This is a genomic window from Quyinboa ferrireducens (assembly GCF_042436675.1).
Lineage (GTDB): Bacteria > Bacteroidota > Bacteroidia > Bacteroidales > UBA5342 > JBHJHP01.
This window is the reverse complement of record NZ_JBHMVA010000002.1, coordinates 347,406-370,602: the sequence shown is the minus strand read 5'-3', so window position 1 is coordinate 370,602 and position 23,197 is coordinate 347,406. Positions and strand designations below refer to the sequence as shown.

Annotated in this window: 19 protein-coding genes and 1 pseudogene; all 20 read right to left on the bottom strand. The window is 32.9% G+C overall.

Annotated features, from left to right (window positions below):
* Positions 1-22: 22 nt before the first annotated feature.
* Positions 23-814 (bottom strand): class I SAM-dependent methyltransferase, encoded by a 792-nt coding sequence (locus ACE01N_RS05035; protein ID WP_380585447.1) that lies wholly within the window; start codon positions 812-814, stop codon positions 23-25.
* Positions 815-860: 46 nt separating this feature from the next.
* Positions 861-1,847, bottom strand: a complete 987-nt coding sequence (locus ACE01N_RS05030) for an MraY family glycosyltransferase (protein WP_380585445.1) — start codon at positions 1,845-1,847, stop codon at positions 861-863.
* Between the two features lies 1 nt (position 1,848).
* On the bottom strand, positions 1,849-3,639 hold the full coding sequence (locus ACE01N_RS05025; protein WP_380585443.1) for an O-antigen ligase family protein: 1,791 nt from the start codon (positions 3,637-3,639) through the stop codon (positions 1,849-1,851).
* Positions 3,639-4,523, bottom strand: a complete 885-nt coding sequence (locus ACE01N_RS05020; protein ID WP_380585441.1) for an NAD-dependent epimerase/dehydratase family protein — start codon at positions 4,521-4,523, stop codon at positions 3,639-3,641. Before ACE01N_RS05020 ends, ACE01N_RS05025 begins: the two co-directional genes overlap by 1 nt.
* Positions 4,524-4,743: 220 nt before the next feature.
* Positions 4,744-5,748, bottom strand: a complete 1,005-nt coding sequence (locus tag ACE01N_RS05015; RefSeq protein WP_380585439.1) for a WaaS/CpsH family glycosyltransferase — start codon at positions 5,746-5,748, stop codon at positions 4,744-4,746.
* Positions 5,749-5,762: 14 nt separating this feature from the next.
* A complete protein-coding gene (locus ACE01N_RS05010; RefSeq protein WP_380585437.1) occupies positions 5,763-6,899 on the bottom strand; it encodes an NAD-dependent epimerase/dehydratase family protein in 1,137 nt (378 codons plus the stop codon).
* A 46-nt stretch (positions 6,900-6,945) separates the two neighbouring features.
* Positions 6,946-7,098: pseudogene (locus ACE01N_RS05005) on the bottom strand (DapH/DapD/GlmU-related protein); the annotation flags it as partial.
* 452 nt (positions 7,099-7,550) lie between these two features.
* Positions 7,551-8,261, bottom strand: coding sequence for a glycosyltransferase family 2 protein (locus ACE01N_RS05000; RefSeq protein ID WP_380585435.1), 711 nt, complete (start codon positions 8,259-8,261; stop codon positions 7,551-7,553).
* Entirely contained in the window at positions 8,258-9,394 is a 1,137-nt protein-coding gene (locus tag ACE01N_RS04995; RefSeq protein WP_380585433.1) for an O-antigen polymerase, read from the bottom strand. Before ACE01N_RS04995 ends, ACE01N_RS05000 begins: the two co-directional genes overlap by 4 nt.
* Positions 9,395-9,431: 37 nt before the next feature.
* Positions 9,432-10,211: a glycosyltransferase gene (locus tag ACE01N_RS04990; RefSeq protein WP_380585431.1), complete on the bottom strand. Its 780-nt coding sequence runs from the start codon at positions 10,209-10,211 to the stop codon at positions 9,432-9,434.
* Between the two features lie 114 nt (positions 10,212-10,325).
* Positions 10,326-11,510, bottom strand: a complete 1,185-nt coding sequence (locus tag ACE01N_RS04985) for a hypothetical protein (RefSeq protein WP_380585429.1) — start codon at positions 11,508-11,510, stop codon at positions 10,326-10,328.
* A gap of 117 nt (positions 11,511-11,627) precedes the next feature.
* Complete coding sequence (locus tag ACE01N_RS04980) at positions 11,628-13,037, bottom strand: oligosaccharide flippase family protein (RefSeq protein ID WP_380585427.1); 1,410 nt, start codon at positions 13,035-13,037, stop codon at positions 11,628-11,630.
* 100 nt (positions 13,038-13,137) lie between these two features.
* A complete protein-coding gene (locus ACE01N_RS04975) occupies positions 13,138-14,334 on the bottom strand; it encodes a CDP-glycerol glycerophosphotransferase family protein (RefSeq protein WP_380585425.1) in 1,197 nt (398 codons plus the stop codon).
* Positions 14,331-15,458, bottom strand: coding sequence for a phosphonoacetaldehyde reductase (locus tag ACE01N_RS04970; protein ID WP_380585423.1), 1,128 nt, complete (start codon positions 15,456-15,458; stop codon positions 14,331-14,333). The genes ACE01N_RS04975 and ACE01N_RS04970 overlap by 4 nt, the downstream gene beginning before the upstream one ends.
* Positions 15,455-16,585, bottom strand: a complete 1,131-nt coding sequence (aepY, locus tag ACE01N_RS04965; protein WP_380585421.1) for a phosphonopyruvate decarboxylase — start codon at positions 16,583-16,585, stop codon at positions 15,455-15,457. The genes ACE01N_RS04970 and aepY overlap by 4 nt, the downstream gene beginning before the upstream one ends.
* Positions 16,582-17,883, bottom strand: coding sequence for a phosphoenolpyruvate mutase (gene aepX, locus ACE01N_RS04960; protein WP_380585418.1), 1,302 nt, complete (start codon positions 17,881-17,883; stop codon positions 16,582-16,584). The genes aepY and aepX overlap by 4 nt, the downstream gene beginning before the upstream one ends.
* Positions 17,884-18,073: 190 nt before the next feature.
* A complete protein-coding gene (gene proS, locus ACE01N_RS04955; protein WP_380585416.1) occupies positions 18,074-19,549 on the bottom strand; it encodes a proline--tRNA ligase in 1,476 nt (491 codons plus the stop codon).
* 264 nt (positions 19,550-19,813) lie between these two features.
* Positions 19,814-20,317, bottom strand: a complete 504-nt coding sequence (locus ACE01N_RS04950) for a dihydrofolate reductase (protein ID WP_380585414.1) — start codon at positions 20,315-20,317, stop codon at positions 19,814-19,816.
* Between the two features lie 11 nt (positions 20,318-20,328).
* A complete protein-coding gene (locus ACE01N_RS04945; protein ID WP_380585412.1) occupies positions 20,329-21,123 on the bottom strand; it encodes a thymidylate synthase in 795 nt (264 codons plus the stop codon).
* A gap of 6 nt (positions 21,124-21,129) precedes the next feature.
* Positions 21,130-23,115: a PorE family type IX secretion system protein gene (gene porE, locus ACE01N_RS04940; RefSeq protein ID WP_380585410.1), complete on the bottom strand. Its 1,986-nt coding sequence runs from the start codon at positions 23,113-23,115 to the stop codon at positions 21,130-21,132.
* Between the last annotated feature and the right edge of the window lie 82 nt (positions 23,116-23,197).

Sequence of the window (23,197 nt, the reverse complement as noted above, 5' to 3'; positions counted from 1 at the left end):
TATAAATACAAGTATAGACGTTTTATTCAATTTTTTTCCTTCCTAAAATAATATGTTCTCTTCCTTCATCGGTATGTAAAACGTCCATTTTAAAATACTCAAATATTTCCTTTAATACTTCAATATTAAATACATGGTGATGTAGAGCTCTGTTTTCAAAATTCTTTAGGGATCTTTCTTTAAACTCTTCAAAACTACCAGCAGGTTTATCCATTTTCAAGTCATGTAGTTTTAATATCTCATCAAGATGTGTTAAATCATCCTCACCTGTGTTATTCTCATAATCATCAAGCATATGTGAGAATTTTGTTATCGGTCGATTATGATCAAAACAATAGTCCTTATTGGGCAGTACTAACAACAACAAACCATCCTTCTTCATAACTCTAAGCCATTCCTTTATTGCTTTTAAAGGATTTGCGACATGTTCCAAACAATTTGAAGATATTACAAACTCATATTTGAAACCTGGAATCTGATTTAAATCGGCAGCCTCACAAATGTACTGCACTCCCTTTTTGTCTTTATAAAAATCATATTTTTCACCATTTTCAATGCTACCTTCCCATATTGTAGTATTTGAAAAATTACATCCATCTAATTCTTTCACAATTTTATATAATGGAATATATCCTCCATCACGAAATACTCCACTTGGACCTCCTACTTCTAACCCTGACTTACCAGAAAATAATTCTTCTATCACTTCATAATTACTAATTTGTTCACCAAATAACCGGGCTAATGCTCTTTTAAATAAGAAAGTAATTCCATGTTGTTTTAAAACTTCAAATACTTGAGTAATTTTTACCATAATTAAGTCTATTTTAAAACTTTTTCTATAAACGCAAAATATATATCTATTCGAAAGGCTTTCTTCGATCAATCATTTTTATTATCCCCCACAACATTAAAATATCCAGAATAAGAAAAAGTAGAATATATTTTATGTTACTTGCAGCAATAAACGCTAAAATAAAAATTATTGAATTTATCATCAGTGCATAATAACTGGTTTTTCTATGCGAAAATCCGTATTGTACAATCCTTTGATAAGCATGTTTTCTATGAGCTTCACTAAGTTTTTCACCGTTTCGCCATCTTCTAAACAATGTTAACGTTGCATCAAACCAAAATAATGAAGATAAGATTAAAGGAATAACTATTGATAGTTGTGATGTACTCTGTAAATAAATCGCAAATACTGCTACATTAAAACCTATTAATGTGCTTCCAACATCGCCACAAAAAATTTTTGCTTGAGGCATTGGCCAGTTCAAAATAAGGAATCCTAAAATCGCTGCCACAAAAATCAGCAATACTGTATTTCCGGTAAAAAACCAAAGCGCTATAAATATGAAAACGCCCTCCATTCCAAGATAACCGTCAATACCATCTAAAAAGTTAAACAAATTTATAAACCACACTATAAAAGGAATTGAAAGCAATGTAAATACATATATATTATCTAATTGAACAAACCCCAGATCAACAATCCTCGAACCACCCAAAGCTAACAATGCTAGAATTGCTGTAATTATCTGCGTCCCCATTCTGATTTTGGGACTTAGGCTTTTAAGGTCATCCACAAAACTTACAATTGATAAGATCATTCCCGTGAGCAAAGCCCAAAACAAACGTGCTTCTATTTTTCCCAGTATAAAAAATATTGCCAGTGAAACATACCAGACAATAGCTATCGCCAAGCCACCTCCTCTTGGAATCGGAACTGAATGTGAGCTCCGATGGTTAGGGATGTCTAAAAGTTGCCTCTTTATGGCGGTTTTTTTCACCCAATAAGTAGAAAGAAGAGAAATAAAAAATATAAGGATAGTCGTGTATATCATTTCAATTTACTTCTATTATACCCGACTGAGGATAAACAAAAAGAATATATCCCTTTAAATCCGCAACGGACTCACCTTTTTTCATTCCGATATATAATCCAACCACTTCTTTGCCATTGACACAATAATGACGAATATTTAGATATTCCCATATTCCTTTATTTTGAACAGAATCTATATTATATTTTAATAATTCGTTTTTTGAAAATAAAAACACATCGCCATTAAACTCAGGAGAGACATAAGCATAAACATTTGAATAAATACTATCTCCTAAATTAGTAGCATATTTACCAAAGATTGTAATATCATATGGCTTATCCACTGTTAATTGTTTAAAAACCAATGTGTCCAACAATAAAGCATTGGCATCATGAGGAATTGCGTTTGGAACAGTTTCGGGGAGGTCTTTATAATTCAAAGTCTTAAAATTCCCGTTACGATATGTTTCTGGTCTTTTGGGGTCCATTTTAAATAGCATCTGATATGGAAATAAGAAGAAAACCAATACTGTAAGAAGTGAAGCTAACGAAACGACTTTCCATCTTGAAGTATATAATTTCAAATCCATCTTACCTGACTCATTCACCAAATAAAGTAAAATCATACTAAACAATATAACCTCTCGTCCTGCAGATCTTGCAATAATATTTTCAACAAACAGAGCTGCAAGCAAAGTAGTGACATACAATATACGAATCACTAAGTTTACATTTCGGAATGAAACCAATCCGGAAACGATTGCCAATGTAAACATTAACATTCCGGGAATGCCTGATTCAATCCACAACTGTAAGAACTGGTTGTGAGTATTCAACTGTAAAACATCACCCAACGAAAAATTATTTTGACGATAAGCTTCAATTATCCCTCCCTGGGCATCTCCTACTCCAATGCCCCAAAAAGGATGTGCTTCAATAACTGATCTTACAGAATTCCATATCTGAAAACGTGAGTCCAAACTCCCCAGTTGATCTGAATGATCATTAAGAAGGTTTTGCAGTATCCCAAAATCGGAGTTTTTTATTACAACTATGCTTAAAATTGCAATAAAAATGGCTGATATACCTAACAAAACTTTAGTATTCATCCACCTTCTGCCTATATCAAATAAAACTCCGACCAAAATAAATATAAAATATAGGATTGGAATTCTTGCCCCGATATTCCAGACAAAAATAAATGCGGTTATGTATGTTAAAAGCCAGTAAAAAAGCTTTTCCTTATTATCAACAAATAAATAAATAATAAGTAATGCTACAGCTAGAGCCAATGCTATGTAAGAACGATGCATCCATAAACCTAACACCTCTCTAAAAGCAGAGATTACATTAATGTTTAAAAGTGCAATTAATGATTTATTGTGTACAAAAGAGAAAAATACAAATACAATAGAACCTATAATTCCAAGAAATATTGAACCTATTAAATTTTTAACTGCTTTTGATATCGGGATTTGCGTTACCGGAGTAATATAAACAAGTAAAGATATTACAAAAAAAGGAAGGTATTTGTTAATAATTCTGATACCCGCTTTCAAATCAGAACTGTATAATAAAGATAATAATTCGAATAAATAAAATAGGGTAAATAGTAAAAATGGTAATTTAGACGTAGAATAATCCCAGCTTATAAACTTTCTTTTTGCTATTATATAAATTAACCATACCCACATAAGTGGTTCAACCAAATAAAGAGGCGATACAAATAACAACCCGGTTAAAACAAATAACAAGGTAAAAGCTTTATAAAAAAAACTTTGAAGTTTTATTTGGTCAAAATACTTACTCATTAATTACGGATCATTTCTTCAACGCCATTTTCAATATCCCAATCAGATTTATAAAGCGCTAGCGCTTCTATATTGGTGATATCAATAAACAAATTACCAAATAATTTATTATAAATAGTTGGCCTCATCTTTTTTAAGAGACTCAAAGCAATTTTAGGTATTTTAAATTGCCTGTCTTTAACCTGTATTTTTCTTGAAATCAAAGAAATCAGGGCACTTGTTGATATTCCTTCTTTATCTGCCAAAATAAATATTCCACGTAAATGCTTATTAATAGAATAATCCAAAAAACCATTTAATGTATGAATATTTAAAAACTGCCTATGGTTTTGTACATTTTTAAATGGCAGAGGTATTCCTCTTTTCACGTATGAAATAAGTTTTAACATGTTACCTGGGGCTGCTCCACCTCCGTAAACCATTGAAGGCCTGACAATAGTAACATAAAAATGCTTATCTTGCATTTTTAAAAGTTCATTGTCAGCCATAAGCTTCGACCTTCCATAGTCATTTACAGGTAACTCAGCAGTCGTGATTCCTATATTTTGAACTTCTCCATAAACTGCAATAGTACTTAACTGGATAAAATGCTTTACTCCTGCTTCTTTAGCCAGTCCCGCATTTCTTACAGCCAGTTCATGATTTATCCTGTAGTAATGCTCCGGCTTAGCTCCTTTAGGATTGTGTACTATTGCTGCAAAGTTAATAACGACATCAAAACCTCTAAAATCACTTTCTTTAATTGAAAAAAAATCCTTTAAAACTTTATTGTTTTTGTGTTTTATTTCCTTTCGAGAAAATGAAATTATTTCATAATTTAAAGAGTAATCAATCATAAATCTTGATGCAATAAAACTATCACCGCCAATAATTAAAACCTTCAAAATCAAATTATTTTATGTTACAATACCCTTTTAATTAGGAAAATACTCTCATTTTTGAATAAAAGTTGCAGCTTTAATACCATGTGATCTACATACTAATGGTATTTAGTATTTTGCGTGTCATTCATACAAATAATAGCCTTTGATGTTCCCCCGTCTTTGATGTTTTTGTAATTTACAGCAAATGAATTTCTGTCGAAATTCAAATTAACAGGTCAGTTTACAAACCAATAAAGCAATCAACCAACCAAGATTCCAATGAATATTTATCATATATATTAAATGGAATTTCATGATAATCAGATTCTAAAAAATCTTGGGGCACAAAAGGATTATATCTATCAACAACACAAATATTATCTGTATTGAAAAAATCATATTTTTCAATTTCAGCATTTGTTGTAATCATTTTCTTTTTAGCACCCAAAACCTCCAGTGTCCTCATGGTAAGTCCTGTTTGTTTTGGATGTTGTATGTCAATAACAATAGAAGATTGCTTCATCAGTTCAACTAGCTCATCGTGTCCAACAGGGGTAAATTCTATCTCTGAAATTTTAACACCTCTAAAATTTCTATCGAAAAGCTTTCTATACCAAAATAATATTTTACTTGGCATATAAAGGACAATTCGAAATGAATTACTCTCTCCCTTAACTTGTTGAACTATTCTCTTAAGTATTGTGATACGGTCAACGTGAGCTGTTCCTATAAACAGAAACTTGTATAGAAAATCCTGTTTTTCTGCCTGTGCTATTTTTTTATAAATATCAAAATAGAATAAAGGTCTGAATACAAATTCCTCGAATTTTAGGGCATCGCCCTTATCAAAAGTCAATATTTTATCAAAGTATTTATATATTCCGGAGTTATTATTATTTTTTACAGAATCCCATAAATATAAAATGAATTTAGCCTCACTATATTTATCCCTGAATTTAGCTATGATGTTTTCAGTAATTGATTCTCCTTTTAAGAAAAACACATAATCATATATAACAGATTTACTTTTATATAAAATATTGTTATAATATTTATTAATATAAAATGACAGTAATTTCCTGTTTATTCTGATGAGCCCTTTTATAAAAGCAGAATTGAATGGTCTATCATCAAATAAGTAAACTTCAGCTCCTAAGCTTTCTAACTTTTGCTTAATAATGACATCATAATTGAAAAACTTCGGAGCTATAAAAAGAATTTTTTTCCCCTCGAATACTGAATTCATATTTAAATCCTTATTTACTTAAATAATCCTTTTTGCTTTAATTCGTCAATTGATCTTTTATAATTATCGATCTGAATTTTCTGTTCTTCAACCCAAGATGTGAATGCTTTTATTCCTTTCTCAAAAGGCCACTTAGGATCAAAGTCTAAAAGCCTTTTTATTTTAGTTAAATCAGCATAATTATGTCTAATATCTCCAAGTCTGTAATTTCCTGTCACATTAAGCTTTACATCTGAATTATAATTTTGCAGTAGAGTTTTAGCAACTTCAATTACACTAACAGGCTCATCTGCTCCAACATTAAAAGCACATCCATTTGCCGTATTTTTTTCAAGACCTAATATTGTGGCATCTACAACATCATTAATATAAATGAAATCCCTACTTTCTTTACCATCCTCAAAGATATTTATTGAATTGCCATTTTTAATCTGCGTACTAAAAACTGAAAGGATTCCTGTATAAGGATTTGATAATGATTGCCCTGGACCATATACATTCTGATATCGAAATGCAACAGCAGGTATATCGATAGATTTTCCCACTGTCAATACCATCTGTTCCTGAGTTGCCTTTGTTATCCCGTAAACAGATGTCGGATGTATTTTCGAATCTTCATCTGTTGACTTTAGTGTCACAGAACTATGGCAAATGGGACATTTACACTCAAAATCTCCTAAATCCATCTCATTCTGAACACGAGCCAAAGGATAAACATAACCATGTATATCACAATAATATCGACCTTCTCCATAAATTGCTCGTGATGATGCAACTACTATCTTCTTTATACTATGCTTTTCGTTGGTAAGAATATCTAACATTAAAGCCGTACCACCAATATTTACATCTACATATTTTTTTATTTCGTACATCGACTGTCCGGTTCCGGTCTCTGCAGCTAAATGTATAATGGCATCCTGATTCCCGATTGCATTTAACCAATCCCTTCTTGATATTACACTTCCTTCAATTACCCTGGCAATATTTATCACAGATTGATATAATGGAGATGTTTCTTTTGGATTGTCTCCATGAATTTGTCTAGATAGGTTGTCAAGAATTGTTACTTCGTAACCTTTATTTACAAGTTTCTTTGTTAGATTAGAGCCAATAAATCCAGCTCCACCAGTAATTAAAATTCGTCTCATATAATTATTTTTCAACTTTCATCCACTTTTTTAATTCCAAATTATACTTTTTAATTACAACGGCGGGATTACCTACAGCAATACTGTAGGGTGCAATATCTTTCGTCACAACTGAATTTGCACCAATTATTGACCCTCTGCCAATTCTTACCCCAGGCAAAATAGATACAGATTCGCCTATCCAAACATTGTCTTCAACAGCAACAAATGACACCTTATATTTTCGCGATATTGGATTTTCTTCCGGGGAACTATCCATATCTCCGCCCTCATAAAATCCGTGAGAACAATCTGATATGTATATTTTCCCCGCCATCAAAACATTATTCCCTATTTGCACTTTTCCCATTGCAGTTATATGCACAAAATCATTCATTTGCACATTATCTCCTATAAGCAAAACCTTTGTATTTGAATCGTGAGGATATGCTTCTAAACGACAATAACGACCAGTTGTAAATCCTTTACCAACTGAAATAAATTTTCTCCCCCTAATATCAATTGGAAAACGAATTATACGAGCATCAGAAAAAACAAATTTTGTTCTAAAAACAAAATAAGACATACGGATTAACTCAGCAAGACTATATCTTTTATAAAGATTCATATTTTATAGGTTTCACAATTCAAAAGTTTACGATAAAAGCTTCTTCATAAATTAATGCCCCTTAACAAAAGTTTCATTAACGTATAAAGTCGTGTTTTCAGTTTTTTGGAAATACTATTCGTGCTTATTTCACCTCCGGTTAAAGCATTAGCCTGATGACGACGGTATTTTAATAATGGTTCATGTACTAGTCCAACCCTAAAATATAACTCACCCAGACAAGCTAACCAATAATCATGAGCACAGAGTTCTTTATTTTTAGGAAAAGGTAAAGATTTTTCTAATAATTCTCTCCTAAAAGCCATACATGCTCCGATATAACGAGTTTTCAGAAAATTTAACAAAAACCCGGTTTTAACGTTATATAGTTCAAAATGAGATGAAGCTATTGTTTCAAGCTTTGCATTTACCACTTCGGCATCCGTTACAACTAAATCAAAATGTTCCAATTTATCAATAATTTTTACCACCTTATCATCCATCCATATATCATCCTGATCGGCAAGAAATATAATATCCCCTTTCGATTTTATTAATGCATTTTCGAAGTTTGATACGTATCCTAACCTGGATTCATTTATAAAAATTTTTATTCTGGGATCATTTAAGGAAAGAACTATTTCTAAAGTATCATCTGTTGAATGATCGTCTGATATTATTATTTCATCATTAGGTGTTAGTTGTGTTAATATGGAAATTAATTGTTCCCTGATGTATTTTTCTCCATTATATGATGCTAAACATACAGATATCATTTTACAACAAAAATGAGTTTACCTTTTTTATATTTTATTGATCCCAAAAGTAGAGGAAATACAAGCTGAAAACTAATGCCAGAAAAATATATCATGTTTGAAAACATATTAAATAATACAAAGGTGCAAAGTATTGCAATCCCTGTAACATAATATGGATTCGTTTTTTTCAATGCAAAAATGTACAAAAAGATTAGACCTGAGCTAATGATAAAAATTAAATAAATTCCCAACCATCCCAATACACTATAAGACCTTGCATATATAGTACCGACAGTCAGAAAATTTGACACTCTATTAATTTCAGCTTCTTTAGCCCCAAAAACAGGAGCAATTCTTTTAGATAAAAAGTCTGGTAAAATTTCAACAAATACAAAGTCTTTAACTCTATTGTTAACCGGCGGATTTTCATCAATAGTGTGTTGCAGGTTAGCTAAAGGTGACGATATATACATATAGGCCCACAAATATTCATCAGGAATGATAGACTCCTTAAATTCTTTGGTTGCTTTTGAGGATTTTAAAAAATACTCATTTGTTTTGTTGCCTACAAGTCGATAGTTACCTAATACACCAAAACCATAAAATAACACCAGAATTAATGGAATTCCCCACAGTAAAACTTTAAAGGGTATTCTTGGAACCGAAGTAATGTATACAAAAAAACAACTCGTCAATATAATTATAAACATACCTCTATTATAAACCAATACATTAATTGAAAGGTATAGGAGAAAATACAGAATATATTTTTTTCGTTTTGTTGATATAAAAGCGTGAAAAATATATACAGAAAAGAAGGAGGTAAAAGTAGTCAATAAAGGATGTAAAAATGGAATTCCAAATTTGTTATACTCATATTTGACTTTCGAAAACACTAATAATAAAGGTATACCTTTATTATATACAAATTCTAAAATAAATAATGAAAAGACGAGTATTGTTATAAGTCCTAACTTATTTATAGAATCTACCCGGTGATATTCTATTGGTTTAAATTTATCTATGATTGCTCCTAAATATATTGAAACAATTGAAGACAATATTAAGAATACTACTAAGCCTACACGAAGTTGAGGATATAAATCGGACCAACCCAAAAAATAAACCCCAACTGTAATAATTGTGGCCAAAGAGAACAAGTAAAACGGATTCTTTAAAAACTGCATATTATTGAAAAACTGCTTTTAACGTTAATACCAGAAATTGTTTTTCTTTAAAGAAAAGGTATTTAAATATTCTAACTAGCAATCGCAATTTGTAAACTGCAACATCTGCACTATTTCCCTCTAAAAAAATACGCTCACTTAATAACAAATTTCTATAACGATCAGGAGACATTTCTTTTTCAAAATTCATCACAGATAAATTGTGTTGTATTTCAGCTTGTGTGAGAAAAACAACATAACCTGATTTATTTATTTCTCTAAATAACCAGTGATCCAACATATCTAATCCAAACTGTTCGTTAAATCCTTCTATTTTTCTCAAATATGACACGCGTAGAAGCGTTCCTGAATTAAGTCCTGTTGCATTATTGCATTGTATCCCGAAATTCATATTTTTTATTGAGCCTACTAACCCTCCTTTTTTTAATTTCATTGGAGACAACATTTTCCCTGATCGCGAGAATATTTTAGGAATAAAACATACAATATTACTATCACCTTCATTCTCAAGTAATGATTGTTCTGTTTTTTTAAAAAAACTCTCATCTAATATTGTATCCTGATCAAGCAATAGAATCCAAGGAATTTTTCGTTCAATACATATTTGAAGGCCTTTATTGTATGCCTTTGCTACACCTGAATTTGAGCTATCCCTTATATAGATTATTTCATTAACTTCATCTTCTTCATATTCCTGAAAATACGGCGAATTATCATATATAAGAATATTTATTGAATAACCGGTTATTTTGTTATAATCTAATATACTTTTGTATGACACCGATTCTGACAAATTAGTCTTGTACAGAACCACCACTACCAATAATTTATTTAGAAAGATGCTATTTTCTTCCAAATTTCATAAGTATTTCTAAGTTATAGCTTAACAAAACCATCACTTTGGCAATCTGTTTAATATAAATGATAAAACAAAACCCACTCCAAGTATCAGATACAAAACAGTAAGCATAATAGTATTAGTAAATATACTTAATGTAGCAAACGTACAAATTGTTCCTATTAAAACAGGCTTCACAAGTGAATTTGAACGATTTGCATACCTATACATCAGAAAAATAAAACTAAAAAAATACAAAACATAAATTCCAAGCCCTAACCACTTACCGTACAAATAAACATAGCTATAAGCTGAACCAGCAAAATATCGAGGATAGCCATAATTAGATTTTCTTTCTTCACATTTTGCAATACTATTTAGTCTGACTCCTAATGCATTAGGTAATATCTCAAACAAAAAAAGCCCTCCAAAATCATTATTCATACTCTTATATTCATCGTCTTCAATAACATACTGCAATTTTCCAATGGGAGAAGTCATATAGAAGTATACCCAAAAGAATTCCTTTTTAAAGAACGTGGGATACTTTTCTCCTAGATAATCATTATAAAACGTTACGTTTTGTTGTCTCTTTTTTGCCTCTTCTCTGTAATTACCAACAATTCCAAACATTAGTGACACAACAACAACCAAAACAGCTGCTCTAAAAGTAAATTTTAATAATTTTTCTTTTGACAATATTCCCCATGTAAAAAAGAAGGGTAAAAAGGTTACAAAAGCAAAAAGCCGATTAAATAACAATATTAAAGGGAGAATAGAAATTAACATTAAAAATATATACTTCTTTTCTCTTACGTTATGATATATAGTCAGAATTAAAGACAATGCTACTGCATTAATTGCAATACCACTAATAGTTAAATATTGAATTCCCTTATATTCAGCATAGTCAAATGTTTTTTGCGAAAACATAATATTATATAGAGGAACACCCTTTATAAGAAACGTTAATGTAAAACATAATGTGCTTATAGTCAAAAGAATTAAAACTAATTTCAATAAATTATTTTCGTTCAATTCAAATTGCAATTTTGGTGGACTCAACTTATATCCTACTAAAGTTGCTATTAATACTGTTATTAAAATAAAAAGGACTAGATTAAAACTTAATTCCGGATAAGTATCTGACCAGTGTAAAAAGTACATGCCTAATGATATAATCCAAACGAATACATAAACAAAAAAAGGATTGTGAAACAGTTTATCTATCAATTTCTTCATATAACAATACCTAAACTAAATAATCTCATAACTATTCATTTCATATCTGAATAAGAAATAAAAAACACTACTTTATAATATCGCTGTTAATATAAAATTCAAATTTTCGAGATTAATTCAACTCTTCTTTAATAACTGCACAATTTCAAATAATTCTTGTTTTGAATATGAGATTAAAATTATAAATATACTTAAAACGAAAGTAATTATTGAAAAAGCAAAATTCATTGAAGGAAAAGAGATATATAAAAATAATACGATTAAGACTATTATACTACCTGAGAATATCAAATTGAATTTAAGCAAATAACTTTTAAAAACACGATGAACGGTAAAAACATACATAAAAAGCAACAATATATGTGTTAATAAACTAACATAGGCTGCTCCTTCAAAATTAAATTTAGGTATAATAATAAAGTTCAATGAAACATTAAAAATAAATGATATAAAAACTATTAGGGCCCGTTTCCTTTGATGATCTGATATTGTCAATAAAATAGAATATACCACATTTGCTCCCCTTAATAATAAAATAAATGAAAGTGGCAAAATAATTGAAAAAGAAGGTAAGTATTTCTCTCCGTATAAAAAAACGATTAAATGCTTGGAAAACAAGATAAAAAATAAGAACAATATAATGCTAACAGAAATAATTTGTTTATTTATCATTTTTGAAAGGCCTAAAAATCGCTCCTTATCCCGACCTATATTTTCTGATAAATATGGTAAAAACACACTTTCAATAAGGGCAGTTACATATAACAGTATTAATACAAACTTAAATACTGCCTGATAAAATGCTAATGCTTCGTTTCCACAATAATATGCAATAAGCTGATTATCAATTGTAAAATAAAATGTTCCGATTATATAATGTAACCCAAATGAAAATGAATTTTTAAACAGATACTTTTGAATAGCTGCATCTATCTTAAGGACAAAAGGAAATTGACTAAAATACACAATTATTAAAATTAATAATTGCAAAAATCTAATTATTAATAAACCATAGGCAATAGTTAGAATTCCCAAATTAAAATAATAATAAACAGCCAGTAATAAAACGGATGATATAGAATAAATAATTGATATTACACTTTCATATTTAAACTTGTTCTTTGCCCTGAAAATTGCAAAGAAATACATATTAAACGATGTTAATATGGCGTTTAAACTAAATATTACACCAATCGTTGAATTTATACTATCATAAAAAAACACCGAATATAATATCCCCAAAATGATCACAACAAAAGAATAGCCTACTTTTTGTATCATGACGTTTCCTACATATTCATCCAGTCTGAATCTATTTTGAGGAATATCTCTTTGTGCCATTAATGAAAAACCAAATTCTGCAAAAACGGTCAGCAAACCAGCAAGAGTTGCTCCAAAATTTAACAAGCCGTAGTCATCAACACTCATTAAACGGGCAAGTATTATATATATAATACTTCCTGAAATCACCCTGCTAATAAGTGTTAATAAAGAAAGCTTTAGATTAGTACCAATATTATACCTCATCAAAATTTCCGCAACTATGCCATTAAGTAATGTATATTAAGTATTATAAGGATAAAAAACACCTAATATTTCCCTAAGTATAACTATAAACTATTACTGATTATTTAAGATACATCTGCTGAAAAATCCTTTCCGAATTTTTATTATCACAATAGAAATTATATTGCTTATTTTTATTCTTCCTTTTCTCTTTATAGTCATCATGTTTAATCAAATTTTGGATTGCCACGATTACCTCTTCCCAATTATAAACAACTGGTCCGCACACAATATCTCTAAAATAATCAAAGTAAAGGCCTCGATCATCAGACATATATTCTTTTAAATCATACGGGAAAAAAATAATTGGTTTTTGAGTGAGTAAAAAATCAAAGTAAGCCCCGGAATAATCTGTAATTAAAATATCAACATCAACCAATAAAGAATTAAAGTTTAACATCTCGTCATCCAACACCTGATATATTCTGTTATCGGAATTATCATCCAATTCTAATTTCTTCTTCTCATTTACAAAAAAATGACCTTTATACACAAATAATAAATTATTTTGGTGAAGAAACTGATTGAATCTGTTCTTATCAAAACTATTATTTGTAAAATAATCAATATTACTGATATAATCTCCCCGATGAGTAGGAAAGTAACCAATAACTTTCGCATCTTTAAAGTCTTCCTTAAGGTTTTTAATAACTGAATCTGTAATTTGATTATTTTTCAGCATATCATTTCTAGGATACCCGGCATGTATCAATTTTTCGGGTTGTGCTACAAAGGCAGTGCAAATAATACTATCAAATATTGGAGAGGTAGACAAGTAATTCGAGTAATTATATTCATATTTAAACGGGAAAAAATATTTAAACAGGATTTTTTGCAAAATGCTAAGTGTATGCTGTTTCGAATCTACTCCAATTTTTTTCATTGGAACTCCATGCCATAACTGGACAGATTTCCCTCCGTTAATGAAAAAAGCATTTATATCTCTTTTACTATTGGATACAACAATATATTTGGCTATTAAAGAAAAATAAATTCCTTTAACAGAATTAATATTGTAACAGCATATTCCTTCCTTTCGCAAATGTTCTATAACTTTAACATTACGGCTAAGCCAAACAGTCTTGATTTCAGCATGTTCATTTCTTATATACTCTATTAACGCTCTACTGTTATCTGAAAATTTTTCGCCAAACCAAGCACCGAAAATCCAAATATTTCTATTTCTGGGAATAATTAATTGTAACCACCAAAATGGTATAAATAACGTGTATAATAAATATCTAAAAACCTTAATCATTTATTAAAATCTGAATGATAAATACTTTTAATGGTAAGCTCATCTATGGAAACAGGGTTATTTTTTAACCTTTCATAACTTATACCTTTTATTGCTTTCTCAAATAAATTTTCAGATATGTTTAAATCAACAAAATGTATATTAATATTACACAGTTTTAGAAAGTCTGCTATTTTATTTGGTAAATTTTCAAACTCAACACTTAACTCCCCGGCAATAGAATGCATTATTGACAATACCCACTCCTCTCCTCTTTTATCATTGCAGTTTGAAGAATTTATGTTCATATGCAACTTTACAAAAAAGGGGAGAAATAGTGCTACGGCATGTCCATGAGGTAAATTGCAATAAGTGGTAAACCCATATGATAGTGCGTGAGGTCCTGTTGTTTTTGTTATGTTAATAGCTTGCCCTGCAAGATTTGATGCCAACAACATATTTTCTCTAGCTTCTTTATCCTTTTTATTGACCGCTTGTGGCAGATTATTCCAAATCAACTTTAAAGCTTGTTGGGATAAATTCCGTGATTCGATTGTTGAATTCACACTCCACAAAGACTCAATCGCCTGGCATAAAGCATCAACTCCTGTTACAGCCGACAGATATTCAGGCATTGAAAATACTAACTCTGGAATGAGAAAAACCAACGAAGGTAATATATGAGGATGCTCCACTGAATATTTTATACCATCTATATAAACAACAGCAAATTGAGTTGATTCACTACCTGTTCCAGCTGTGGTTGGTATTGCAATGAGTTCACACGGACTATCACCTATTCTGTTCTCCTTAATCCAACTCTCCAGATTTTTTGAGACATCATGATAAGCAGATATTAATTTAGCCATATCCAGTACACTTCCTCCACCTATCGCAATAATGGCTTCACATTTATTATGGTTGTAGAAATTTATTCCCTTATATATATCTTCGGACTTGGGATTCTCTGAAAAATTTGAATATCTGATAATCTTAACTGTATTTAAATAAGGTTCAAAAATACTCTTAACATTATCAAAAGATTGTTTACCAGTAACTAATAAAATATTTTTATAATTCCTACTTTTCAGTAACAGTTCAAGCTTAATAATATTTTCAATTCCTTTATAAATATCCTGCATCATTTATGCTTTAAAAACTTTATAAAGTTTTCCTTATTTTCAATTGGTGATACAGTTGGTCGTCCTAAATCTTTTCTGGCTCCCTTGGCTATTTTAACCTCTATCAAAATTGGACCTTTAAGGACTTTGATTTCTTCCATAATTTTATCAATTTCCTTAAATGTAGTTGCTGAAAAAGTATATTTATAGTTAAAACCACGTGCAATTTTTTCAAAATCAATCTGATATCCTATTGTTGGTTGTCCGCCAACAGATTCATGCGCGCCATTATTTAAAATAATGTGTATAAAATTTGAAGGAGCTAAGTCACCTATTATTCCCATTCCTCCACAATGCATTAGTACGGCTCCATCTCCATCAAAACAAAATATTTTTCTATCAGTCTTTTGTAGTGCTATTCCTAATGCAATTTGGTTAGCATGTCCCATAGAACCAACAGTTAAAAAATCTCTATGATGCCCTTCTCCATTTCTTTCTCTAATTTCAAAAAGTTCGCGAGAGGTTTTACCTGTAGTAGATACGACTACATCCAGAGAAGTCATATGACCAAGAATCCTCTCGGTAGCTTTTTCCCTGGTTAAAGAAAATACTTCGTCATGTTTATTAACAGGTATATATTTCGAGAACGTGCCCTTCCTTACTATTAATGCATGCGGTTTCTTGTTTTGATGCATTCGAGGAAGAACAGAAAGAAGTAAATGCTCAGTCTCCTCAAATGAATCAGGTAAAATGCTATACTCAATTCCCATAGAGTCAAGTAAGTCCAAAGTAACCTTACCTTGCTTTACATGTTGCGGCTCATCCTTTATTCCAGGCTCCCCTCTCCATCCAATAAGTAATAAAACCGGAATATTGTAAACATCCTGATCTGCAAGAGATAATAAAGGGTTTACAGTATTTCCTAATCCTGAGTTTTGCATATAAACCAAAGGAATTCCTTCGGTTGCCAAATAATACCCGCAAGCAATGGCCACAGCATTACCTTCATTTGCAGCAATAATGTTATTTCTATTACCGGCCCTATCAGTTATACATGCACAAACTTCCTTCAGAAGAGAGTCTGGCACCCCGGTATAAAAATTTATTTGATTGGTATTGAGTAATTCATAAAATAATTCAGGGTTTATCATTTTGTACCAGGTATTAATTCTAAAATATCTTTAATAGGCATACATAAATCATCTGCTTCGTAAGATCTCCGATTCAGTAAAATTGATTCTGCAACTTTGACCATTGCAGGATATGAAGCTCTTAACATATGATTAGCATAAATAACAATGTTAGCCCCCCATTCTTGGAATTCTTGCTCTTTTCTGTGATTGTAAGTTGAAGGCACAACAACAATAGGTGTTGAATTATTTTCCTTACGAAATGCTAAGCAAAACTCTTTTATATCATCACCTGTTTTGTCTTTGCTGTGAATCATTATACCGTCAGCACCTGCATCCGTATAAGCTTTTGCCCTCAGTAATGCATCAGCTACAGTTTTTCCAAGAATTAAACTTTCAACCCGGGCAATAATCATAAAATCATCTGTTACCTGAGCCCTTTTCCCACTTCCAATTTTTGCACAAAAATCGTCAACACTATCCTGTTCCTGAAGCACTGAAGTACCAAATAATGAATTTTTCTTCAAACCTATCTTATCCTCAATAATTACAGCAGATATTCCATGCCTTTCTAATGTTCTAACGGTGAAAGCAAAATGCTCGATCTTTCCCCCTGTATCTCCATCATAAATTATCGGTTTTGTTGTACATTCTAAAATATCATTTAGATTGTGTAATCGCGTTGTAATATCAACTGCCTCAATGTCAGGTTTTCCTTTTGATGTTGAGTCTGTTAAACTACTTGACCACATACCGTCAAATTCGTAATTTATCCCATCAATGCTTACCTTCACATCTTCAATAATTAATCCTGTTAAGCCACTATGCGATTCAAGAATTCTAACCATAGGTTTCGCCTGAATTAATCTCCTTAATCGTTTCAATCTAACATCTGGTGTTGTACCTATGGACTTAATTCTTTCGTTGAGTTTTGTGGAAGAAATACCTTGTGTATAAGGAATATCAACAACTTTTCCTCCCCAATTTTTTAAGATATCAATAACACTTTGTCTTGTTTTCTTTTGTATGCCCTCTTTCCAATCATCTCCATGCACTACAAAATCTGGTTTCTCTTTTAACAAATTTGGCACATAATCTAATGTCTTCTGAGGGATGACTCTTTCAACTCCCTTTAAGTTTTCTACAATTACTTTCCTTTGCTCAAAATCGAGGTAAGGTAACCTTTTATAACTGGCAATTGCTTCATCCGTCAAAACCCCAACCGTAACCTTTCCAAGTTTTGCACCTTCCTTAATAATATTTAAATGACCTGGATGTATGATATCCGCGCTCATTCCAATATAAACTTTTTTATGCATATTAATTTTTTTGTAATATTATACAGGACAACTGCTTACGTACTTTTAAATAAATTTATGTAAAAAAACATACGTAACAAGCTGAGATGCTTTTGTAAATATCAATTTTTTATTTAAGCCATCGGTATTATTAGCTTACTATGTTCATTAAAATAGAATTTGATCCAGATCAATAACTAAACTTATATTTTTAATACGCCTTTGCAAACAATACCCTACCTTTGGATGGCTTTCCTGAGTACACACATGCACCTTCTTCATCTTTCATTTCAAGAGGGATGCAGCGTAGGGTTGCTTTTGTTTCTTCCTGAATTTTTTCTTCGGTTTCTGAAGTACCGTCCCAGTGCGCTGAGATAAAACCACCTTTGTTTTCCAGTACTTTTTTGAACTCTTCCCAACTGTTGACCTCTGTTGTTGCAGTATCACGATAATCAGATGCTTTCTGGTAAATACTCGTCTGAATATCTTCAAGGAGCTGAGCAATGTAGTTTTCAATTCCGTCAATATTCACGACTTCCTTAGTCAGGGTATCACGCCTTGCCACTTCTACCGTACCGTTTTCCAGATCGCGTGGTCCCATGGCCAGACGCACAGGCACGCCTTTCAGTTCGTATTCAGCAAATTTCCATCCCGGCTTTTTATTGTCGCTATCATCATAACGAACAGAAATACCTTTAGCACGTAACGCTTTCACAATTTCATCCACTTTATCGGATATCTGTTCCAGCTGTTCTTCTTTCTTATAAATCGGTACAATCACAACCTGGTAAGGAGCCAGTTTAGGAGGCAATACTAATCCGTTATCATCAGAATGCGCCATTATAAGAGCCCCCATCAGTCGGGTTGAAACACCCCAGGAAGTGGCCCAGACAAAATCCTGTTTACCCTCTTTATTAGTAAATAACACATCAAAAGCTTTGGCAAAATTCTGTCCCAAAAAGTGAGATGTCCCCATCTGCAGTGCTTTACCATCCTGCATCAAACCTTCAATACAATAGGTATCAACAGCCCCGGCAAATTTTTCATTTTCAGATTTCAATCCTTTATGAACCGGAACAGCCATAAACTCTTCAGCAAACCTCGCATAAATATCCAGTATCAGTTTTGTTTCCTTTACCGCCTCATCTGCAGTCGCATGAGCCGTATGACCTTCCTGCCAAAGAAATTCAGCCGTCCTTAAAAACAAGCGTGTGCGCATTTCCCAACGTACGACATTGGCCCACTGATTTACCAAAATGGGTAGATCACGATACGACTGGATCCAGTTTTTATAAGTATTCCAGATGATGGTTTCCGAAGTTGGCCTTACAATCAACTCTTCTTCCAGTTTGGCTTCAGGATCAACAACAACTCCACTGCCATCATCAGCATTTTTAAGTCTGTAATGGGTAACCACAGCACATTCTTTGGCAAAACCTTCCACATGGTCCGCTTCCTTGCTGAGAAATGATTTGGGAATAAATAAGGGGAAATAGGCATTTTCATGTCCGGTTTCCTTAAACATTTTATCCAGCTGAGCCTGCATCTTTTCCCAGATGGCGTAACCATAAGGTTTGATTACCATACAGCCACGAACAGCAGAATTTTCCGCCAAATCCGCCTCTTTAACCAAATCAATATACCATTGTGCAGCATTTTCCGCACGTGGAGTTAATACCTTTGCCATAATATTTTATTAGAATAAAACCTTTAATTTTCGAGGCACAAAGAAATAAAAAATTGGTGAGATTACCTTAAACATAAGAGTCCACCTTAACTTCCTTACTGTTTAAATTATATCTTGTGTCTTATGTCTTATGTCTTATGTCTTAAAAAAACACAGCTTCGCCACCTCACCCACATTTTGCAGTAATTTTGAAACTCTCTAATACAAGTTATGCTATCCGAAGACAGCATAATCCTTTCCCAAAAAAGCCGGATATAAAGATACTTATTCTGAGGCTATTCTTTCCAATGTTACATACGAAAAACCGAATTCAGCAACTTCTCCCGGTTCAAAATCCTTTCTGTCTATTTCATTCCAGTCTTCCCAATGAATTTCAGGAAAATAAACATCCGCATCATAGCTTTTATCCACAATGGTAAGGTATAGTTTTCCGGCTATCGGATAAAACTGTCTGTAAATCATGCCTCCTCCTATAATAAAAGCCTCATCCTCTTCTTTTACTTTTTCCACGGCCTCATCAATGGAATAGACCATTTCACAACCATCAAAAGACTCTTCAGGATTATCTGTGATCACAATATTCCGCCTGTTTTTCAATGGGCCGTTAGGCAGACTGATTAGTGTATTACGTCCCATGATAACAGGATGACCGGTTGTAATTTCTTTGAACCTTTTCAGGTCACCTGGAATATGCACCAACAGATCATTGTTTTTTCCAATAGCAAAATCCCTAGTTATAGCTACTATGATTGACAGGTTATTGTACATGTGTATTTACGTTATACTGAAATTGGTGCTTTAATATGAGGATGCGGATCATAATCCACCAATTCAAAATCTTCGAACTTAAAGTCAAAAATGGATTTCACATCCGGATTTATCTTCATTTTTGGTAATGGTCTCGGCTCACGCGTAAGTTGCAACTTAGCCTGCTCAATATGATTCAGGTATAAATGTGTATCGCCAAGCGTATGAACAAAATCTCCTGGTTCCAAACCTGTCACCTGGGCCATCATCATCGTCAATAAGGCATAGGAAGCGATATTAAAAGGCACACCTAAAAATGTGTCTGCACTGCGTTGGTAAAGCTGGCAACTCAGCTTCCCGTCTGCCACATAAAACTGAAAGAATGCATGACATGGAGGAAGGTTCATGTTTGGCAGGTCTCCTACATTCCAGGCACTCACAATTATTCTTCGCGAATCAGGGTTGTTTTTAATCATATTTACCGCATTCGTAATTTGATCAATATTACCACCCTGATAATCAGGCCACGAACGCCACTGATATCCGTAGATGTGTCCCAGGTTTCCATCGTCATCTGCCCATTCATTCCATATTTTCACACCATTATCCTGCAGATATTTCACGTTGGTGTCTCCATTCAGAAACCAAAGCAGCTCGTATATAATGGATCTGAGGTGCAGTTTCTTTGTAGTCAGAGCCGCAAAACCTTCCTGCAGATTAAACCGCATCTGGTGCCCGAAAACACTGATGGTTCCGGTTCCTGTCCTGTCCCCTTTTTCTACCCCTTCTTTTAAAATTCTGTCCAGTAAGTCAAGATATTGCTTCATCTTTTACTATTTCCCGGGTTTATAATTGGTTGAAATCACTTTAAATTCTGTTCTCCTGTTAATCTGGTTACATATGTCCTGTTGCTCCGGCGTCAGCTTTGAAATAAATTCGGGAGACAAAACATCATTCTCCTTAATGAAAGTATACTCTGAAGCCAGAACCTTATCTGCAACAACAGGCTGTGTTTTACCGTAGCCTTGTGCCTGAAGCCGGTCAGCAGCAACTCCCTTGGAAATAAGATAATTCATAACTGAGGATGCCCTTTCCTGCGATAACTTCATATTAAAGGCATCATCACCTATCATATCGGTATGAGCACTCAATTCAATTGCAATATTCGGATTATCATTTAAAACTTCAACCAGTGTACCCAGAGACAACTTGGATTGCTGATTTAATTCTGCACTGTTGAATGCGAAGAAGATGTTGTTCAGACGGATCGGTTTCTTAATGGAAGAAAGCTGAAAATCAAAATCGAAACTTTTATTTTCTTCAAGCCCGATGGTTGACACATCGCCTTTTTTATTCAGATATCCACGACATGTTACAAGGAACACAAAATCCGCACCTTTATTCAGTTCATGCGTAAACGTGCCGTCTTTTTTAGTTCGGATTATTGTATTGGTACCGTCATTCCCTACAATTTTGATCCTACTTTCAGATAGTGGTGTTCCATCCCGTTCATCCGTTACCTGTCCCTCAAGTAAAAACTGTAGCTCCGGTAATTCAAATGAATAAATATGATCATTTCCCCTGTATTCATTTCTATTGGAAGTAAAGAGTCCTTTTTCCCTTTCGCCTTCAAAGGTGATCCCAAAATCATCTCCCTTGCTGTTTATGGGAGCCGGGAGCCTTGTTCTGATCCAGCCACTGTCTGTTTCAACTGCTTTAAAAATGTCAAGACCTCCTAAACCGGGCCATCCATTGGATGAAAAATATAATTCATCATTCACACGATAGTAAGGAAATTCCTCGTCTCCCGGTGTATTAATCTCAGGCCCAAGATTCTCGGGCGTACTCCAGTTTTGTCCAATTTTTTTTGTGATCCAGATATCCTTTCCGCCATAACCTCCGTCAAGGTCCGATACGAAATATATGGCAGATCCGGTATTATTTATTGCCGGGTGAGCCAAAACCAACGTATCTGCTGTTGAATCCTGAAAGATGGTTACTACCGATGGAGTCCCCCATTGGGCTCCGGTTCGTGTAGCGCTGAAAATAGAAGCTCCATAGGCTTTTCCTTCTTCATAACGACACATTGTAAAATACAGCGTTTTACCGTCCGGTGTTGCAGATGCCACACCTTCATCTTCCTCAGTATTCAGACTCCCTTCTACCAATTCTGGTTTAATCCATTCGTCCTTACTGTCTTTCCTGGTCATATAAAAATCAGCGGGACGCATTCCGGTAATGTCGCTGTTTTTCATCGAAATGCCGCCTTCACGGGTGGAATTAAAATACACCACATCATAATCAGGTCCCACATATACCGGGCAAAAATCACTTCTTCTTGAATCAAAAGCCCGCTCACGCTTTACGATATATCTTGAACTTTCCTTGTTCCAGATATCCGTACTATCCAAAGAAAGCAACAGGTTCTTTGCAACAATGTTGGTAGAATCGTATTTCAGATAGGTATTGACAGCATCTACAGCCTGTTTTTTCTGCCCAAGGCCGGCAAGGGTCTGACCGTAATGCAGAAACACGACAGAATCAGGATATTTAAAGTTTATTGCCAGTCTGTAAGAATTTGCTGCAAACTGATTGAAATTGAGTATTCTGTAACACTCACCCTGACGGTAAAATACTGTAGCACGCTGTTGGTTGTTTTTTACTTTTTTTATCGCCTTTCTGTAAAATGATGCGGCTTTCTCATACTCCCCGATTTCATATGTTTTATCCGCTCTTGTAAGAATTTTTTTAGCACTGCAACCACCTAACAGGGTCAGAATTATTGTAAAATATGTTAATGTTCTAAGCTTTCTTCGCATCTTTATGTTTTGCAATTGTTATTGCATTTATATTTGTAAAAAAACCATCTTTTTAGCAAACGCTTTTTAGATCAATTTATTT

Excerpts from the sequence above, each read along its gene's own strand:
- ACE01N_RS05035 (WP_380585447.1), bottom strand. The coding sequence starts at position 814 with ATGGTAAAAATTACTCAAGTATTTGAAGTTTTAAAACAACATGGAATT.
- ACE01N_RS05030 (WP_380585445.1), bottom strand. The coding sequence starts at position 1,847 with ATGATATACACGACTATCCTTATATTTTTTATTTCTCTTCTTTCTACT.
- ACE01N_RS05025 (WP_380585443.1), bottom strand. The coding sequence starts at position 3,639 with ATGAGTAAGTATTTTGACCAAATAAAACTTCAAAGTTTTTTTTATAAA.
- ACE01N_RS05015 (WP_380585439.1), bottom strand. The coding sequence starts at position 5,748 with ATGAATTCAGTATTCGAGGGGAAAAAAATTCTTTTTATAGCTCCGAAG.
- ACE01N_RS05010 (WP_380585437.1), bottom strand. The coding sequence starts at position 6,899 with ATGAGACGAATTTTAATTACTGGTGGAGCTGGATTTATTGGCTCTAAT.
- ACE01N_RS05000 (WP_380585435.1), bottom strand. The coding sequence starts at position 8,261 with ATGATATCTGTATGTTTAGCATCATATAATGGAGAAAAATACATCAGG.
- ACE01N_RS04985 (WP_380585429.1), bottom strand. The coding sequence starts at position 11,510 with ATGAAGAAATTGATAGATAAACTGTTTCACAATCCTTTTTTTGTTTAT.
- ACE01N_RS04980 (WP_380585427.1), bottom strand. The coding sequence starts at position 13,037 with ATGAGGTATAATATTGGTACTAATCTAAAGCTTTCTTTATTAACACTT.
- ACE01N_RS04975 (WP_380585425.1), bottom strand. The coding sequence starts at position 14,334 with ATGATTAAGGTTTTTAGATATTTATTATACACGTTATTTATACCATTT.
- ACE01N_RS04970 (WP_380585423.1), bottom strand. The coding sequence starts at position 15,458 with ATGATGCAGGATATTTATAAAGGAATTGAAAATATTATTAAGCTTGAA.
- aepY (WP_380585421.1), bottom strand. The coding sequence starts at position 16,585 with ATGATAAACCCTGAATTATTTTATGAATTACTCAATACCAATCAAATA.
- aepX (WP_380585418.1), bottom strand. The coding sequence starts at position 17,883 with ATGCATAAAAAAGTTTATATTGGAATGAGCGCGGATATCATACATCCA.
- proS (WP_380585416.1), bottom strand. The coding sequence starts at position 19,549 with ATGGCAAAGGTATTAACTCCACGTGCGGAAAATGCTGCACAATGGTAT.
- ACE01N_RS04950 (WP_380585414.1), bottom strand. The coding sequence starts at position 20,317 with ATGTACAATAACCTGTCAATCATAGTAGCTATAACTAGGGATTTTGCT.
- ACE01N_RS04945 (WP_380585412.1), bottom strand. The coding sequence starts at position 21,123 with ATGAAGCAATATCTTGACTTACTGGACAGAATTTTAAAAGAAGGGGTA.
- porE (WP_380585410.1), bottom strand. The coding sequence starts at position 23,115 with ATGCGAAGAAAGCTTAGAACATTAACATATTTTACAATAATTCTGACC.